This is a genomic window from Arenimonas fontis (genome assembly GCF_008386465.1).
Classification (GTDB): Bacteria; Pseudomonadota; Gammaproteobacteria; order Xanthomonadales; family Xanthomonadaceae; genus Arenimonas; species Arenimonas fontis.
On record NZ_VUOD01000002.1, the window covers coordinates 354,319 to 369,482 of the forward strand.

Sequence of the window (15,164 nt, forward strand, 5' to 3'; positions counted from 1 at the left end):
CGGCCTCAGTCGGCCAGCAGCCGCCGCAGGGTGTCGGCGTAGCGGGCGGCGATGGCCTCGCCCTGCAGATGTCGGCCGCCGGCCACCCGGCGCCGGCCCGCCACCTCCACCTCGTCCACCAGCGAGCGGTTGCCGCAGAACAGGTAGCGATCGAGCAGGTCGTGGCGTCGTGCCCCGGCCAGCGCCGGCGCTTCGGCCAGCAGGGTGACCCGGTCGTCGCCGCCCCCCGGCTGGCCGCAGGCGCGCAGGCCACCGGCCAGGGCGCGGCCGTAGAGCAGCTCGCCGGTGCTGGGCTGTCCGGGCAGTGCGGCCACGTTGCGGCGCCGGCCGGCCAGGCGCTGGCCATACTCCAGCCAGCGCAGCTCCTCGACCACCGACACCGAAACGTGCGAATCCGAGCCGATGCCGAACCAGCCGTCGGCCTCGAGGAAGTCGCGCAGGGGAAACAGGCCGTCGCCGAGGTTGGCCTCGGTCGTCGGGCAGATCGCCACCGTGGCGCCGCTGGCGGCGATGCCGCGCACTTCGTCCCGGCTGAGGTGGGTGGCGTGCACCAGGGTCCAGCGCGCGTCCACCGGCGCATTGGCCAGCAACCATTCGACCGGACGGGCGCCGCGTACCGCCAGGCAGTCCTGCACCTCGCCGATCTGTTCGGCGACATGGATGTGGATGGGCAGATCCTCGCTGGCCAGCGCGGCCAGCAGTTCGCGCATCGGCGCCTCCGGGACTGCCCGCAGGCTGTGCAAGGCCACGCCGACTTTCAGGCGGTCATGTTCCAGCCGGCGCAGCGATTGCAGCAGGGCCAGATAGGCCTCGAGCGAATGGCCGAACCGGCGCTGCCGTTCGCTCAGCGGCCGGCCGTCGAAACCGCCGCTCATGTACAGCACCGGCAACAAGGTCAGGCGGATGCCGGTGTCGTCGGCTGCCGCGATCAGGGCCCGTGACATCGCCGCCGGATCCTCGTAGGGCCGACCGTCGGGCGCGTGGTGCAGGTAGTGGAACTCGCAGACGGTGCCGTAGCCGGCTTCCAGCATCTCGGCGTAGAGCTGGCAGGCGATCGCGTACTGGCTGTCCGGATCGAGCCGGCCGGCAAAGCGGTACATCAGCTCGCGCCAGGTCCAGAAGCTGTCTTCCGGATTGGCCAGGCGCTCGGCCAGGCCGGCCATTGCCCGCTGGAACGCGTGCGAATGCAGGTTCGGCATGGCCGCCAGCTGCCAGCGTCCGGCGCGCCCCGAGGGCTGCCAGCCGGCGGGGCCGAACAGCGTGGTTTCTACGGCCTGCGACATGCCGGCAGTTTCGCACGGCGGCAACCTGGCCGCATACAATCCGCCGCCATGGGCGCACTGTCGGGAATCGTGGTTCTGGAGCTGTCCCGGGTCCTGGCGGGCCCCTGGTGCGGCATGATGCTGGCCGACCTGGGCGCGGACGTGATCAAGCTCGAACCTTTCGAGGGCGACGACACCCGCGGCCTCGGCCCGCCCTTTTACATGGGCATGTCGGCTTATTTCGCCTGTTGCAACCGCAACAAGCGCTCGCTGGCGATAGACCTGCGCGCGCCGGCGGCGAGGCCGCTGCTGGAAGCCCTGGTGCGCGAGGCCGACGTGCTGGTGGAGAACTACCGCACCGGCGGCGCCGAATCACTGGGGGTGGGCTGGGAGGACATGTCGAGGATCAATCCGCGCCTGGTCTACTGTTCGATCTCGGGCTACGGCCGGGAAGGTCCCGGCGCCAGCTTGCCCGGCTACGACTACGTGGTGCAGGCCGAAGCCGGGCTGATGTCCGTCACCGGCCCGGCCGACGGCGAGCCCTGCAAGGTCGGCGTGGCGGTGGCCGACCTGGCCACCGGCCAGTACGCCGCCACCGCCGTGCTGGCGGCGCTGATCGAACGCCAGCAGACCGGCAAGGGCCAGCGCATCGACGTCTCCCTGTTCGACAGCCAGCTGTCCATGCTGGCCAATGTCGCCGGCAACGTGCTGTTCACCGGCGCCGACGCAACACGCTTTGGCAATGCCCATCCCAGCATCGTGCCCTACCAGTCCTTCCAGGCCGCCGACCGGCCCTTCGTGCTGGCGGTGGCCAGCGAGAAACTCTGGGTGCAACTGTGCGAAGCCCTGGGCCGGGAAGACTGGCTGCGCGAGCCACGCTTCCGCAACAACGCCGCCCGGGTGGAGAACCGCGAGGCCTTGTGCGGCGAACTGGCGACGCTGTTCGCCACCGCGACGGCCGGGCACTGGCTGGAACTGTTCGCCAGGGCCGGCGTGCCGGCGGCGCCGATCAACACGGTGCGCCAGGCCCTGGACCACCCGGTGGCGCACGGCCGCGGCATGCGCGTGGAGATCGACGGCATTCCCATGGTCGGCAGTCCGATGAAGCTCTCGGGCTCGCCGCCGCGGCTGGAGCGGGCGCCGCCGCGCCTGGGCCAGCACAGCGACGAACTGGCCCTGGCCTACGGCTTCTCGCCGGAGGCCCTGCGGGCCGCGGGGGCGATCCGATGATCGGCCGGCTGGCTCCGCCCTGGGACGGCCTGCTGCTGGACGCGCGCCTGGCCACCCTGCGCGACGACCTGGGCGCCTACGGCGCGATCGAGGACGGCGTGCTGGCCTGGAAAGAGGGGCTGATCGCCTGGGCCGGTCCGCGTGCCGAACTGCCCGGCGAACCGGAGGCCCTGGCCCGGCGGGTGGAGTCGGCGCAGCGGCGCTGGATCACGCCCGGTCTGGTGGATTGCCACACGCATCTGGTGTTCGCCGGCGACCGCGCGCTCGAATTCGAGCGCCGGCTGCAGGGTGCCAGTTACGAGCAGATCGCCCGTGAGGGCGGCGGCATCCTCTCCACCGTGCGCGCCACCCGCGCCGCCGACGAGGCCGGGCTGCTCTCCGCCTCGCTGGCGCGCGCCCGCGCCCTGCTGGCGGACGGCGTCACCACGGTGGAGATCAAGTCCGGCTACGGCCTGGACCTCGACAGCGAGCGGGCGATGCTGCGGGTGGCACGACGCATCGGCGAGGAACTGGGCATCGGGGTGCGCGCCACCTGCCTGGCCGCGCACGCCCTGCCGCCGGAGTATGCCGGCCGTGCCGACGACTACATCGCCGCCGTCTGCGAATGGCTGCCGGAACTGCACGCGGAAGGCCTGGTGGACGCGGTGGACGCCTTCTGCGAGGGCATCGGCTTCTCGCCGGCCCAGGTACGGCGGCTGTTCGAGGTGGCGCGCGGACTTGGCCTGCCGGTGAAGCTGCACGCCGACCAGCTCAGCGACCTCGGCGGCGCGGCCTTGGTGGCCGAATTCGGCGGCCTGTCGGCCGACCACATCGAATACGCCGACGAGCAGGCCGTGCGCGCCATGGCGGCAGCCGGCACCGTGGCAGTGCTGCTGCCCGGCGCCTTCCACGTACTGCGGGAAACGCAACTGCCGCCGATCACCGCCCTGCGCGAACACGCCGTGCCGATGGCGGTCGCCAGCGACCTCAATCCCGGCACATCGCCCCTGCTGTCGCTGCGGCTGGCCATGTCCCTGGCCTGCACTCACTTCCGCCTCACCCCCGAAGAAGCCCTGCGCGGCGCCACCGTCAACGCCGCCCGCGCCCTGGGCCTGCATGACCGCGGCCGGCTGCTGCCCGGCCAGCGCGCCGACTTCGTGCAGTGGGACATCGCGCATCCGGCCGAGTTGGCCTACTGGCTGGGCGGTGGCCTGGCCCATGCCGTGCACGTCGCCGGCGTCGCCCACCACCACGGCTGAGCGCCGCGTTTCCCGCGCCATGAACACCGAAGCCCCGCCGGAGCGGGGCTTCGCGATCGCCTGGCCAGCGATGCCGCGCGGGCGGCAACGATGGCAGGACGCCGATTACTTGGTCGCAGCCTTCCTGGCGGCGGTCTTGCGGGCCGGCGCCTTGGCCACCGGCGCCTTCACGGCCGCCGCAGTCTTGCCGCCGGTCGCCTTCTTCGCGGCGGCCTTCGGCCGGACATTGCCGTAGCTGCTGGCGTAACGCTTGCCCTTGGCGGTCTTCTTGTCGCCCCTGCCCATGTCGGTTCCTTGCAAGTGGTGATTCGTGGGGCGCGTAGCCTATCACCGGGTCCTGTTGCGGCCAACGCCCGGCATGGGAATGACCCGGCACCCGCTCAATGGCTATGGCCCCAGGACAGGCGAAGGTTGACCAGGTGGGCCAGACCGATCAGCACGCCACCCACGGTCATCATCAGCGCGTGCGGCAACGGCGCGTCGTGCAGCGGCGGATACAGCGTGGCCAGCCAGACCAGGGCCAGACCGGGCGCCACCAGCAGCCAGGCATGATAGGCGCGGTGACTGCGGTAACCCGCCCAGAGGCTGCCGACCGCCAGCACGGTGGCGAGGGCGCCGAAGCCGAGCTCGAAACCATGCCAGGCCAGCACGCCCAGCCCCATGGCCGGCAGCAAGGCCAGGGCCAGGGGGATGAGGGCGCAATGCGCCGCGCACAGGAAGGCGCCGAAGGCGCCGAGGCGGTCAGCCCAGGGCGGCAGGCGGAAACGGCGCGGCAGAAGCGGAGTGGACATGACGACCGGGGGATTGCGTCGGAAGTGAAACAATATAACATTCCACTTCCCCGAGCAATCCCGACGGAATCCGCCATGCCCCAGCGTTTCCCCCGCCCCCGTCCCCTCGCGACCGCCCTGCTGCTGGCCCTGCCCGCCCTGGCCCTGGCCGACGAAACGACGCAGGACCACGCACACGACGCCCCTCGCACCCTCGATGCGGTCCGGGTCACGGCCACGCCCCTGCGCCAGGGCGTGGAAGATCTGGCCCGGCCGGTCGAGGTGCTGGCCGGCGAGGATCTCGACGCCCGCAAGGCCGGCACCCTGGGCGAAACGCTGGAACGCCTGCCCGGCGTACAGTCCTCCAGTTTCGGTCCCGGTGTCGGCCGGCCGATCATCCGCGGCCAGGACGGCGCCCGTGTGCGGACCCTGGCCGGCGGCATCGGCTCCATGGACGTCTCCACCGTCAGCGTGGACCACGCCGTGGCGATCGAACCCTTCCTGGCCGACCAGATCGAAGTCCTCAAGGGTCCGGCCGCCCTGCTCTACGGCAGCGGTGCGATCGGCGGCGCCGTCAACGTGGTGGACGGCCGCGTGCCGACCGCGCAGGCCGGGCGCGCGACCTCGGGCCGGGCCGAGATCCGCCACGGCAGCGCCGCCGACGAATCGGTGGCCATGGCCCGCTTCGACGGCGATGCCGGCCCGCTGACCCTGCATTTCGACGGCTTCTACCGCGAAGCCGGCGACTACCGCATTCCCGGTTTCGCGCTGTCCGATCACCTGGTGGAGGAAGAACTGGAGGAAGGCGGCGACCTCGACGACCTGGCCTTCGGGCGCGTGCCCAACACCAGCCTGCGCACCCGCGGCGGCGCGGTCGGCGCCAGCTGGTTCGGTGAGCGGGCCTGGTTCGGTGCCGCCGCCAGCACCTATCGCAGCAACTACGGCATCCCGCCCGGCGCGCATGCACACCACGAGGAAGAAGAGGACGGACACGAGGACGATGAGCACGGCCACGAGGAGGCCGCCCAGGTGCGCATCGACCTGCGCCAGGACCGCTTCGACTTCCGCGGCGGCGTTACCGGCGTGGCCGGCCTGCGCGAGCTCAACTGGCGGCTGGTGCGCAGCCTCTACGAGCATGCCGAGATCGAGGAAGGCGAGATCGGCACGGTATTCGAGAACACCGGCACCGAAGCCCGACTGGAGCTGGTCCAGAACGAATGGGCCGGCTGGAACGGCGCCTTCGGCCTGCAGTACGGCCACCGCGATTTCTCTGCCGTAGGCGAGGAAGCCTTCGTGCCGCCCTCGGTCGGCCGCGATCTGGGCCTGTTCACCGTGCAGGAACGCCAGTTCGGCCGCTTCAAGCTCGAAACCGGCCTGCGCCATGATCGCGTCCGCGTCAGTCCCGAGGGCGGCGCGAGCAAGCGGTTCTCCGCCACCAGCCTCGCCCTGGGCGGCCTGTGGCAGCTCAATGATGCGGTTCACCTGAGCCTGAACCTGGACCGCGCCGAACGCGCGCCCACCGCCGAGGAACTGTTCTCGGACGGCCCGCACATCGCCACCGCCAGCTACGAGATCGGCGATGCCGGACTGGACACCGAGCGCGCCTTCAATGCCGAGCTCGGCCTGCATCTGCACCACGGCCGCTTCGAGGGCAAGCTGGCGGTGTTCCGCACCCGTTACGACGGCTTCATCTACCTGGCCGACACCGGCCTGGAGGAGGACGAACTGCCGGTGCGGCAATGGACCCAGGCGGATGCCCGCTTCACCGGCTGGGAAGCCGAGGCGCGGATCGAGCTGCATGAGGGCGCCTCCGGCCTGTGGCAACTGCGCGCCTTTGCCGACGCCGTGGACGCCGAACTGGACGGCGGCGAGCGGCTGCCGCGCATCGCCCCTGCCCGCATCGGGCTGGATCTGGCGTGGAGCCTGGGCGGCTGGCGCGCGCGCCTGGGCGCGGTCCGGGTGGCCAAGCAGGACGAAGTGGCGCCGAACGAAGAGCCGACCGAGGGCCATACCCTGGTGGACGCCGGCCTGGCCTGGCACTGGGACACCGACGCGGCCGGCTGGGAGCTCTTCCTGGAAGGGCGCAACCTGACCGACCGGGAGGCGCGCTCGCACACCTCCTATCTGAAGGAGCTGGCACCGCTGCCGGGCCGCAACCTGATGGCCGGCCTGCGAGTGAGCTTCTGAACCGGGCGCCGCCCCGGACCGGAGGGCCCGCGCCGGCGGGCCCTTACTCGTAGTCCTCGCCGTCCTGGGGATCGGCCGGTTCCGGCCGGTCTTCCGGGTCTTCGCCGATAGGGTCGCCGTTGGAGGGCGTCACCGCCTCCTGCACTGCCTGCTGTTCGCTGGTCTCGGTACCGAGATGGAAGGCGGCGTAGCCGGGCAGCACCACCTGGTTCAGGGCCATGCCGATCACCCGGCCGGCGACCGGCGCCAGGAGGTAGCGCTCGGTGTTGGCGACCGGGTCGATCACCCTCCCCAGGCGCTGGCCGGCCAACACCCTCTGGCCCAGCGCGACCTCGCTGATCAGCATGCCCGCGGAGTTCACCCGCACCCAGCGGGAATCCAGGAAAATCGGCGCCGGTTCCGGCTCGTCGGCCAGCAGCGCGGGCTCCACCACGCCGACGCCCTCCGGCGCTTCCGGCGCCTCGACCATCCCCAGCTTGACCATCAGCCGCTCGATCGCCGCCACCGACTCGGCGATCTCGGCCGGCTCCAGCCGCTGCGGCGCACCGGCCTCGAAGGTGACCGCCGGGATGCCGGCCGCGGTGGCGGCCACCCGCAACATGCCGCGGTTACCCGGGCTGTGCAGGACCACGGTGTCGCCGAAGCCGCGGCTGAACTCCAGCACCTCGGGGCGGGTCAGGTCCGCCCGCACCTGCGGCAGGTTGCTGCGCTCGAAACTGCCGGTGTGGAAGTCCACCAGCATGTCGCAGTGCCGGACGATGTCCTGGAAGAAGGACCAGGCGATGCGAGAGGCGATCGAGCCGCGCGGGCTCCCCGGGAAATACCGGTTCAGGTCGCGCCGGTCCGGCAGGTAACGGCTGCCGCGCGAATAACCGAACACGTTGACGATGGGCACGCCGATGACCGTACCCGACAGCCGGGTCGGATCCACCGAGTGCGCCAGCCGGCGCACCGTCTCCACGCCGTTGATCTCGTCGCCGTGCACGCCAGCGGTCAGGCACAGCACCGGTCCCGGCAGCGCGCCGCGGGCGACGATCACCGGGCTGGGAATCTCGGCGTTGCTGATGCCGCCGGCCGGGCGCCACTCCAGCTGCATGCGCGTACCGGGCACCACCAGCCGATCCAGGATGGCCAGCGGCGTGACCAGGGGCGGCGCCTGCTCGGCCAGCAGGTCTGGGGCGACGATGCCGATCGGCGGAAGACGCCGTTCCGCCTCGCCGCCGCCGGGCGGATCGATCGGATAGTCCTGGGCGACGGCCGGCGCCTGCGGAGCCGCGCCGACGAGTGTGAAGGCCAGACTCAGGCCGCAGAACAGGTGGCGCACAGGCCATGTACCTCGAGGGTCTGGGCCCGCGGACGGAAACCCAGGGCACGCGCCTGCTCGTCCAGCAAGGCGGTGACGCGGGCGTCCTCGAGCTCGGTCGCGGAATGGCAGCGGTCGCAGATCAGGAAGGGCACCGAGTGCCGTACCTGCGGATGATGGCAGCCGACGAAGGCGTTCACCGAGGCCAGGCGATGGATGAAACCCTGGTCGAGCAGGAAATCCAAGGCCCGATAAACGGTGGGCGGGGCGCTGCTGCCGTTTTCCTGCTTCATCGCCTCCAGCAGCTCGTAGGCCTTCATCGGCCGGCCGGCCTCGGCTATCAGGCCCAGCACCTGGGCCCGCAGCGGGGTCAGGCGCAGGCCGCGTTCCTCGCAGGCGCGTTCGACCGCGCGCACATAGTCGTCCGCCCCGTGCACGTGGTGCGCGGGGTCGGTGCAGGGATGCAGCGTGCGCGGCCTGGGCATGGGTCTAGGGTGGGCCGGGTCCGGTCCGAAATCAAATGCGGCCAGGAAATCAAATGCGGCCAGCCATCGGTTCAGTCGGCGATGCGCGCCAGGGCGGCATCGATGCGGGCCAGGGCCTGGTCCCGCCCGGCCAGGTAGACGGTATGGTCGATGGAGGGGCTGACCTGGGTGCCGGTGATGGCCACGCGCAGGGGCTGTGCCACCTTGCCCATACCCAGGCCGAGCTCGGCAGCGGCGGCCTCGATCACCCCGTGCACGGCCTCCGGGCTCCACTCCTTCAGCGCGGCCAGGCCGCTGCGCACCGCCGACAGCGGCGCCCGGGCGGCGGCGACCAGGTGCTTGGCCACGGCCTTCTCGTCGTATTCGCTCAGCGGCCGGTACCAGACGGCGGCGCGCTCGGCCATTTCCTTCAGCGTGTGCACGCGGTCGCGCAAGGCCACCACCACCTCGGCCGGCGCCGGACCGGAGGCCAGGTCGTAACCGGCGGCGAGCAGTTGCGGCTCCAGGTGCGCGGCCACCACGGCCGGATCGTCCGTCTTCATGTAGTGCTGGTTGAGCCAACCCAGCTTGACCGGATCCAGGCGCGAGGCCTTCTGGTTGACGTCCTCGATCCTGAACAGCGAGATCATCTCCCCGCGGCTGAAGATCTCCTGGTCGCCGTGCGACCAGCCCAGCCGCACCAGGTAGTTCACCAGCGCGTGCGGCAGGTAGCCTTCCTCGCGGTACTGCATGACGTTGGCGGCGCCGTGCCGCTTGCTCAGCTTGGCGCCCTCCGGGTCGAGGATCATCGGCATGTGGGCAAAATGCGGCACCGGCACGCCCAGGGCCTCGTAGATGTTGATCTGGCGCGGTGTGTTGTTGACGTGGTCGTCGCCGCGGATCACGTCGGTGATGCCCATGTCCATGTCGTCCACCACCACCGCGAAGTTGTAGGTGGGGTAGCCGTCGGAGCGGAAGATCACCAGGTCGTCCAGCTCCTCGTTGCTCCAGGCGATCCGGCCCTTGATCTTGTCGTGGAAGACCACCTCGCCGTGCAGCGGGTTCTTGAAGCGGATCACCCGGTTCGGATCATCGCGATACGGCGCGCCGGCATCGCGGTAGGCGCCGTTGTAACGGGGCTTCAGGCCCCTGGCCATCGCCTCCTCGCGCATGGCCTCCAGCTCTTCCCTGGTCTCGTAGGCGTAATAGGCCTTGCCGGCATCCAGCAGCTGCTGCGCCACCTCGCGGTAACGTTGCAGCCGCTGCGTCTGGTAGAAGGGGCCCTCGTCGTAATCCAGGCCCAGCCAGTCCATGGCCTCGAGGATGGCGTCGATGGCCGCCTGGGTGCTGCGCTCGCGGTCGGTATCCTCGATGCGCAGGATGAACTTGCCGCCGCGCCGGCGCGCCTCCAGCCAGCAGTAAAGGGCCGTGCGGGCGCCGCCGATGTGCAGGAATCCGGTGGGGCTGGGAGCAAAGCGGGTACGGCAAGTCATCGGGCCGGGCTCTGAAGGTCGCAGGAAGCCCGGCATTTTACGCCAACCCGGCCGGCCGCCCGGTGAGCAGGGGCCGACGGGACGCCCCCTCGCATCGCGGCGCCGCCACCCGCCAAGCCTCCAGCCCCCGGGGCCGACGGCATCCGCCAGCAGGTGTCCCGTCAACCCGCGGTCACGGGGCAGGCCGCGGGTTACTCCACGGTGATGGTGATGAGCTCCGACGCCACGACGGGGTCGTGCGGGATGTGCGCGTGGTCGCCCAGCAGCAACTGCAGCGTGTGCTTGCCCGGCGGCAGCTCCAGCGTGGTTTCGGTCTGGCCCTTGCCGAAGTGCAGGTGATGGGCATCGTTCGGGATCGGCAGCCCGGCCGGCGGCAACGGCGCGTTCACGATCAGGTGATGGTGGCCGGTGCCCTCGGCGATGATGCCGGCCGGCGCCACGCCCATGCCGCGCAGGCCGAAGCGCACGGTCACCGGCCCCTTCACCACCTCGCCGTCGCTCGGCGAGATGAAATAGAGTTCGGCGTCTTCCGGCGCCGGCGACCGCGGCAGCTCGGCAGCGGCCAGGGGAGCGGCCCACAGGGCGAGCACGAGGGTCAGGCAGGAAAGCGGCATGCGCATGGCGATCTCCTCGATACGGGAACGGTCAGCATAGCCGGGGCGGCGGCCCCGGCGCCTGCGCTACCATGAACGCACCCGAGACCGGAGCCGCGGATGTTCCTCCGCTCCCTGCTGACCCTGATGGCCTGGCTTGCCTTGGCCGGCACGCTGGCCGCCGCACCGGCGCCGCCGCCCGTGTCCGGCGCCGGGCCGTCCGCGCCGCCGGCAACCCTGCCCGACACCGAACCCGCCGCCGCGCCGCGCGTGCTGATGGTGACCTCGCTGGGTGAGCTGCTGCTGGAGCTCGACCCGGTCGCCGCGCCGCGCACCGTCGCCAATTTCCTGGCCTACGCGACCGAAGGCCACTACAACGGCACCGTCTTCCACCGCGTGGTACCCGGCCTGCTGGCGCAGGGCGGCGGCTTCACGCCCGACCTGCAGCAAAAGCCGGTGCGCGATCCGGTGCCGCACGAGGGCGGCAATGGCCTCCCGCACCGGCGCGGCAGTATCGCCGCCGCCCGCGACCGCGGCGTGCTGGATTCGGCGACCACACAGTTCTTCATCAACCTGGCCGACAACCCCCAGTTCGAGGGCCGGCCGGGCGGTGACCCCTACACGGCCGGCTACGCCGTCTTCGGCCGCGTGGTCCAGGGCATGGAGGTGCTGGACCGGATCGCCGCCGTGCCGACCGGCGCCCAGGGTCCGTTCCCGGCCTGGGTCCCGCAGACGCCGGTGGTGATCGAGCGCGTGCAGGTGATCGGGGCGGCGCCCGCCGCCAGCCCCGCCGCCGATGCGCAGGCCGGGGATGCGGGGCGGCGCCCGTGAGCACGCTGTTCGTCTCCGACCTGCACCTGGACCCGGCCCGGCCCGAGGCCACCCTGGCCTTCCTCGGCCTGCTGGCCGGGGAGGCCCGGCGCGCCGAGGCCCTGTACATCCTCGGCGACCTGTTCGAGGCCTGGCTCGGCGACGACGATCCGGGCGAGCCGGGCGCCGGCGTCTGCGCGGCGCTGACCGCCCTGGCCGACAGCGGCGTGCCGGTGTTCCTGATGCGCGGCAATCGCGACTTCCTGTTCGGCCCGCGCATGGCCGAACGCTGCCACGCCACCCTGCTGCCCGATCCCTGCGTGCTTTCGCTGTACGGTCAGCCCACCCTGTTGATGCACGGCGACCAGCTGTGCACCGACGACACCGCCTACCAGGCCTTCCGCCGGCAGGTGCGCGATCCGGGCTGGCAGGAACGGTTCCTGGCGCAGCCGCTGGAAGCGCGCAAGGCCTTCGCCGCGCAGGCGCGCGCGGCCAGCCGGGCGCACCAGCAGGGTGTGTCGGAAAGCATCACCGATGTCAGCCCGGCGACGGTCGAAGCGACCATGTGCCGCTATGGCGTACAACGCCTCATCCACGGCCACACCCACCGCCCGGCCATCCACCAGCTGCTGCTGGACGGCCGGCCCGCCACCCGCATCGTGCTCGGCGACTGGTACGAACAGGCCTCGGTGCTGCGCGTGGACACCGACGGTTTCGCCCTCGGCGGGCTTTAGTCGGCCACCGCGCCGGCTTCGTGACGGGCGCGGTCGAAGCCGCCGACCTCGAAGGAAAAGCTGGGCCTCAGCGCGCCCGACTGCGGCAGCTGGATGTGCACCTCGGCGGCAGCGTCCAGGGCATCCAGGAAACGCTCGCGGTCCTCGATGAAGAGGGCCGGGCCGGTGCCGGTATCGGCCGGCTCGCCGGCGAAGCGCTGCGCTTCGCCCTCATCGAAGCGGACGGAGAGTTCGCAGGGCGGGCCGCAACGCAGTTCGCGCATCTGCAGCACCAGGTAGGCGCTGTCGCCCCACTGCGGATGCCGGCGCAGGATCAGGCGTGCGTCCGGACGCGGCGGCGGCAGGCCGCTGTCCTCGGACCAGGCCGGTACCCGGCTGTAAATGGCCGCCGTGTGCTGGGTGCCGCCGGGCACCGGCACCGACTGGTAGTCCCACAGGCCGGCCAGGCGGCGCTTCCCGCGCAGGGCCTCGGCCTGCCGGCGCACCTCCCCGATGCTCTCGCGCATCGTCGCGGCGGCGGCGGTCTTGCCGTGGCGGTCGTCGAGTTCGTTGCCCAGGCGTTCGGCCAGCTCGGGATTGCCGTCGGCACGGGCCTGCTCGTACCGGGCCAGCAGGGCGGCGCCGGCCTGTTCGTCCACGGCCGGATCCGGCGGCGCGGGCGCGGCGCAGGCCGTCAGGGCCAGGGCCAGCGAAAGGGCGAAGATCGAACGCATGCTCAGTCCTCCAGGGCTTCCAGGGCAGCCAGCTCCGGCTCGGCGAAGCCGGCGGCCAGCCGGGCCGGCCGGTTGAACGGCCCGCGCACGCCGCCGCGCACGGCCTCGCGCACCAGCCGGATGAATTCGCGCATCGGCGCCAGGCCTTCGCGTTCGCAGTGCCAGCGGAACCAGCGGCTGCCGGCGGCCACATGCGCCACTTCCTCGCGCAGGATCAGCTCCAGGATGGCGGCCGAAGCCTCGTCGCCGTTGCCACGCAGGCGGACGATCATGCCGGGCGTGACGTCCAGTCCGCGCGCCTCCAGCACGCGCGGCACCAGGGCCATGCGGCGCAGGCCGCTGTCGGCGGTTTTCACCGCCATCTCCCACAGGCCGTTGTGGGCGTCGAAATCGCCGTAGGCATGCCCCAGTTCGCCCAGGCGGGCCTCGAGCAGGGCGAAATGCCGGGCTTCGTCCGCGGCCACGCCGACCCAGTCCGTGTAGTACTCCTGCGGCAGGCCGCGGAACCGGTACACCGCGTCCCAGGCCAGGTTGATGGCGTTGAATTCGATATGGGCGATGGCGTGCAGAAACGCGGCGCGGCCCTCGACGCTGCCGAGGCCGCGCTGCGGCACCTCGCGCGGCAGCACCAGCCGCGGCCGCTCCGGCCGCCCCGGCACCCCGATCGGCGCCGGCGCCGGCGCCTCCTCCGGGATGACCAGCTCTCCGGCCCGGAACGCCGCCGCCACCTCATGCGTACGCCGCAGCTTCTCCGCCGGCTCCCGGATCGCCAGACACTCCTGGGCTGCGTCGAACAGCGAGGGCTTCATTCTTTTGCCACGGATGGACGCGGACAAGACGATGCTTCCTGCCCATTGCCCTGTCCGCATTCATCCACGCAAAGCCGCGTCAACGATCACCCCACCCGCCGCTTGCGCTTGGCTTCGTCGGAACGGAGCTGGCGCAGGCGGTCGAAATAGCCGTCGGGGATGCCAGTGACGTATTCGCCGCTGAAACAGCTGCTGTCGAACTTGCGCCCCGGGAACTTCGGCCCGGCCACCGCCGCTTCCAGGTCGGCCAGATCCTGGTAGATCAGCCAGTCGCAGCCCAGCAGCTTCTCGATCTCGGCTTCGCTGCGGCCGTGCGCCACCAGTTCGTCGGCCGATGGCATGTCGATGCCGTAAACGTTCGGGTAGCGCACCGGCGGCGCCGCCGAGGCCAGGTACACCTTGCGGGCGCCGGCGTCGCGGGCCATCTGCACGATCTGCTGGCTGGTGGTGCCGCGCACGATCGAATCGTCCACCAGCAGCACCACCCGGTCCCTGAACTCCAGCGGGATCGGATTGAGCTTGCGCCGCACCGAGCGCACCCGCTCGCCCTGGCCGGGCATGATGAAGGTGCGGCCGACGTAGCGGTTCTTGACGAAACCCTCGCGGTACTTCACCCCGAGCAGGTTGGCGATCTCCAGGGCGGCGTCGCGCGAGGTGTCCGGGATCGGGATCACGGTGTCTATGTCGTGCCCGGGCCGCAGGCGCAGGATCTTCTGGCCCAGGGTCACGCCCATGCGCATGCGCGCCTTGTGCACCGAGATGTTCTCGATCATCGAATCGGGCCGGGCGAAGTACACGTACTCGAAAATGCAGGGGGTGTGCTCGGCCGGCCCGGCGCAGACTTCGGCGTGCAGGCGGCCGTCGGCGCCGGCCACCACGCATTCGCCCGGCAGCAGGTCGCGCTCGCGCACGAAGCCGAGGATGTCCAGGGCCACGCTCTCGGAGGCGACGGCATATTCGACGCCCCTGGCGGTTTCGCGCCTGCCCAGCACCAGCGGCCGGATGCCATGCGGGTCGCGGAAGGCGACCAGGCCCAGGCCGATCACCATGCTGACCACGGCATAGCCACCGGTGCAGCGCCGGTGCACGCCGGCCACCGCACGCGCCGCCGCCCGCGGGCTCAGCTCGCCCTGGTTCTGCAGCTCGTGCGCGAACACGTTCAGCAGCACTTCGGAATCGGATTCGGTGTTGACATTGCGACGGTCCTGTTCGAACACCATGCGGCGCAGTTCGTCGGTGTTGATCAGGTTGCCGTTGTGAGCCAGGGCGATGCCGTAGGGCGAGTTGACGTAGAAGGGCTGCGCCTCGTCGCTGCCCTCGGAACCGGCGGTCGGATAACGGCAATGACCGATGCCGACCCTGCCGGTCAGCCCGGCCATGGCGCGCTCGTCGAACACCTCCTTGACCATCCCGTTGCCCTTGTGCAGGCAGAGGCGGCGCCCGTCCAGGGTGGCGATGCCGGCGGCGTCCTGGCCGCGATGCTGAAGCACCGTCAGGCCGTCGTAGAGGGCCGCGGCGACGTCGCTGGCGCCGGCGATTCCGATGATGCCGCACATGG

Annotated in this window: 15 protein-coding genes; 5 read left to right on the forward strand and 10 right to left on the reverse strand. The window is 71.4% G+C overall.

What is annotated here, in order from left to right; translation table 11 throughout:
• Nucleotides 1-5: 5 nt before the first annotated feature.
• On the reverse strand, nucleotides 6-1,283 hold the full coding sequence (locus tag F0415_RS04080; protein WP_149859904.1) for a formimidoylglutamate deiminase: 1,278 nt from the start codon (nucleotides 1,281-1,283) through the stop codon (nucleotides 6-8).
• 48 nt (nucleotides 1,284-1,331) lie between these two features.
• On the opposite strand from F0415_RS04080, the gene F0415_RS04085 reads away from it, so the two are divergent.
• Both F0415_RS04085 and hutI read left to right on the forward strand, forming a co-directional pair.
• Complete coding sequence (locus F0415_RS04085; RefSeq protein ID WP_149859905.1) at nucleotides 1,332-2,492, forward strand: CaiB/BaiF CoA transferase family protein; 1,161 nt, start codon at nucleotides 1,332-1,334, stop codon at nucleotides 2,490-2,492.
• Nucleotides 2,489-3,730, forward strand: coding sequence for an imidazolonepropionase (gene hutI, locus F0415_RS04090; protein ID WP_149859906.1), 1,242 nt, complete (start codon nucleotides 2,489-2,491; stop codon nucleotides 3,728-3,730). Before F0415_RS04085 ends, hutI begins: the two co-directional genes overlap by 4 nt.
• Before the next feature lie 105 nt (nucleotides 3,731-3,835).
• Here hutI and F0415_RS04095 read toward each other — a convergent pair whose 3' ends face one another.
• Both F0415_RS04095 and F0415_RS04100 read right to left on the reverse strand, forming a co-directional pair.
• Nucleotides 3,836-4,015, reverse strand: a complete 180-nt coding sequence (locus tag F0415_RS04095; protein ID WP_149859907.1) for a 30S ribosomal protein THX — start codon at nucleotides 4,013-4,015, stop codon at nucleotides 3,836-3,838.
• A gap of 95 nt (nucleotides 4,016-4,110) precedes the next feature.
• Nucleotides 4,111-4,521, reverse strand: a complete 411-nt coding sequence (locus F0415_RS04100; protein WP_149859908.1) for a MerC domain-containing protein — start codon at nucleotides 4,519-4,521, stop codon at nucleotides 4,111-4,113.
• 75 nt (nucleotides 4,522-4,596) lie between these two features.
• Between F0415_RS04100 and F0415_RS04105 the strand changes: the two genes are divergently transcribed.
• Nucleotides 4,597-6,687 (forward strand): TonB-dependent receptor, encoded by a 2,091-nt coding sequence (locus F0415_RS04105; protein ID WP_149859909.1) that lies wholly within the window; start codon nucleotides 4,597-4,599, stop codon nucleotides 6,685-6,687.
• A 43-nt stretch (nucleotides 6,688-6,730) separates the two neighbouring features.
• On the opposite strand, the gene F0415_RS04110 is transcribed toward F0415_RS04105, so the two are convergent.
• From F0415_RS04110 to F0415_RS04125, 4 genes are all read right to left on the reverse strand, one after another.
• Nucleotides 6,731-8,011: a succinylglutamate desuccinylase/aspartoacylase family protein gene (locus F0415_RS04110; protein WP_149859910.1), complete on the reverse strand. Its 1,281-nt coding sequence runs from the start codon at nucleotides 8,009-8,011 to the stop codon at nucleotides 6,731-6,733.
• Nucleotides 7,987-8,475 carry a Fur family transcriptional regulator gene (locus F0415_RS04115; protein ID WP_149859911.1) on the reverse strand — a complete coding sequence of 163 codons (489 nt, stop codon included), beginning with the start codon at nucleotides 8,473-8,475 and terminating at the stop codon, nucleotides 7,987-7,989. The genes F0415_RS04110 and F0415_RS04115 overlap by 25 nt, the downstream gene beginning before the upstream one ends.
• A gap of 71 nt (nucleotides 8,476-8,546) precedes the next feature.
• On the reverse strand, nucleotides 8,547-9,947 hold the full coding sequence (gene gltX / locus F0415_RS04120) for a glutamate--tRNA ligase (RefSeq protein WP_149859912.1): 1,401 nt from the start codon (nucleotides 9,945-9,947) through the stop codon (nucleotides 8,547-8,549).
• A gap of 191 nt (nucleotides 9,948-10,138) precedes the next feature.
• Complete coding sequence (locus tag F0415_RS04125) at nucleotides 10,139-10,567, reverse strand: DUF4399 domain-containing protein (RefSeq protein WP_149859913.1); 429 nt, start codon at nucleotides 10,565-10,567, stop codon at nucleotides 10,139-10,141.
• Between the two features lie 93 nt (nucleotides 10,568-10,660).
• On the opposite strand from F0415_RS04125, the gene F0415_RS04130 reads away from it, so the two are divergent.
• Entirely contained in the window at nucleotides 10,661-11,371 is a 711-nt protein-coding gene (locus F0415_RS04130) for a peptidylprolyl isomerase (protein ID WP_246149853.1), read from the forward strand.
• Nucleotides 11,368-12,084 (forward strand): UDP-2,3-diacylglucosamine diphosphatase, encoded by a 717-nt coding sequence (lpxH, locus tag F0415_RS04135; protein ID WP_149859914.1) that lies wholly within the window; start codon nucleotides 11,368-11,370, stop codon nucleotides 12,082-12,084. The genes F0415_RS04130 and lpxH overlap by 4 nt, the downstream gene beginning before the upstream one ends.
• Here lpxH and F0415_RS04140 read toward each other — a convergent pair.
• The 3 genes from F0415_RS04140 to purF form a co-directional block, all read right to left on the reverse strand.
• The gene (locus tag F0415_RS04140; RefSeq protein WP_149859915.1) at nucleotides 12,081-12,797 is read right to left on the reverse strand and encodes a hypothetical protein; all 717 of its coding nucleotides are present in this window, start codon (nucleotides 12,795-12,797) and stop codon (nucleotides 12,081-12,083) included. The genes lpxH and F0415_RS04140 overlap by 4 nt on opposite strands.
• 2 nt (nucleotides 12,798-12,799) lie before the next feature.
• Nucleotides 12,800-13,606, reverse strand: coding sequence for a ferritin-like domain-containing protein (locus F0415_RS04145; RefSeq protein ID WP_149859975.1), 807 nt, complete (start codon nucleotides 13,604-13,606; stop codon nucleotides 12,800-12,802).
• An 86-nt stretch (nucleotides 13,607-13,692) separates the two neighbouring features.
• Nucleotides 13,693-15,162 carry an amidophosphoribosyltransferase gene (purF, locus tag F0415_RS04150; protein ID WP_149859916.1) on the reverse strand — a complete coding sequence of 490 codons (1,470 nt, stop codon included), beginning with the start codon at nucleotides 15,160-15,162 and terminating at the stop codon, nucleotides 13,693-13,695.
• Nucleotides 15,163-15,164 lie beyond the last annotated feature (2 nt).

Excerpts from the sequence above, each read along its gene's own strand:
- F0415_RS04080 (WP_149859904.1), bottom strand. The coding sequence starts at position 1,283 with ATGTCGCAGGCCGTAGAAACCACGCTGTTCGGCCCCGCCGGCTGGCAG.
- F0415_RS04085 (WP_149859905.1), top strand. The coding sequence starts at position 1,332 with ATGGGCGCACTGTCGGGAATCGTGGTTCTGGAGCTGTCCCGGGTCCTG.
- hutI (WP_149859906.1), top strand. The coding sequence starts at position 2,489 with ATGATCGGCCGGCTGGCTCCGCCCTGGGACGGCCTGCTGCTGGACGCG.
- F0415_RS04095 (WP_149859907.1), bottom strand. The coding sequence starts at position 4,015 with ATGGGCAGGGGCGACAAGAAGACCGCCAAGGGCAAGCGTTACGCCAGC.
- F0415_RS04100 (WP_149859908.1), bottom strand. The coding sequence starts at position 4,521 with ATGTCCACTCCGCTTCTGCCGCGCCGTTTCCGCCTGCCGCCCTGGGCT.
- F0415_RS04105 (WP_149859909.1), top strand. The coding sequence starts at position 4,597 with ATGCCCCAGCGTTTCCCCCGCCCCCGTCCCCTCGCGACCGCCCTGCTG.
- F0415_RS04115 (WP_149859911.1), bottom strand. The coding sequence starts at position 8,475 with ATGCCCAGGCCGCGCACGCTGCATCCCTGCACCGACCCCGCGCACCAC.
- gltX (WP_149859912.1), bottom strand. The coding sequence starts at position 9,947 with ATGACTTGCCGTACCCGCTTTGCTCCCAGCCCCACCGGATTCCTGCAC.
- F0415_RS04125 (WP_149859913.1), bottom strand. The coding sequence starts at position 10,567 with ATGCGCATGCCGCTTTCCTGCCTGACCCTCGTGCTCGCCCTGTGGGCC.
- F0415_RS04130 (WP_246149853.1), top strand. The coding sequence starts at position 10,661 with ATGTTCCTCCGCTCCCTGCTGACCCTGATGGCCTGGCTTGCCTTGGCC.
- F0415_RS04140 (WP_149859915.1), bottom strand. The coding sequence starts at position 12,797 with ATGCGTTCGATCTTCGCCCTTTCGCTGGCCCTGGCCCTGACGGCCTGC.
- F0415_RS04145 (WP_149859975.1), bottom strand. The coding sequence starts at position 13,606 with ATGAAGCCCTCGCTGTTCGACGCAGCCCAGGAGTGTCTGGCGATCCGG.
- purF (WP_149859916.1), bottom strand. The coding sequence starts at position 15,162 with ATGTGCGGCATCATCGGAATCGCCGGCGCCAGCGACGTCGCCGCGGCC.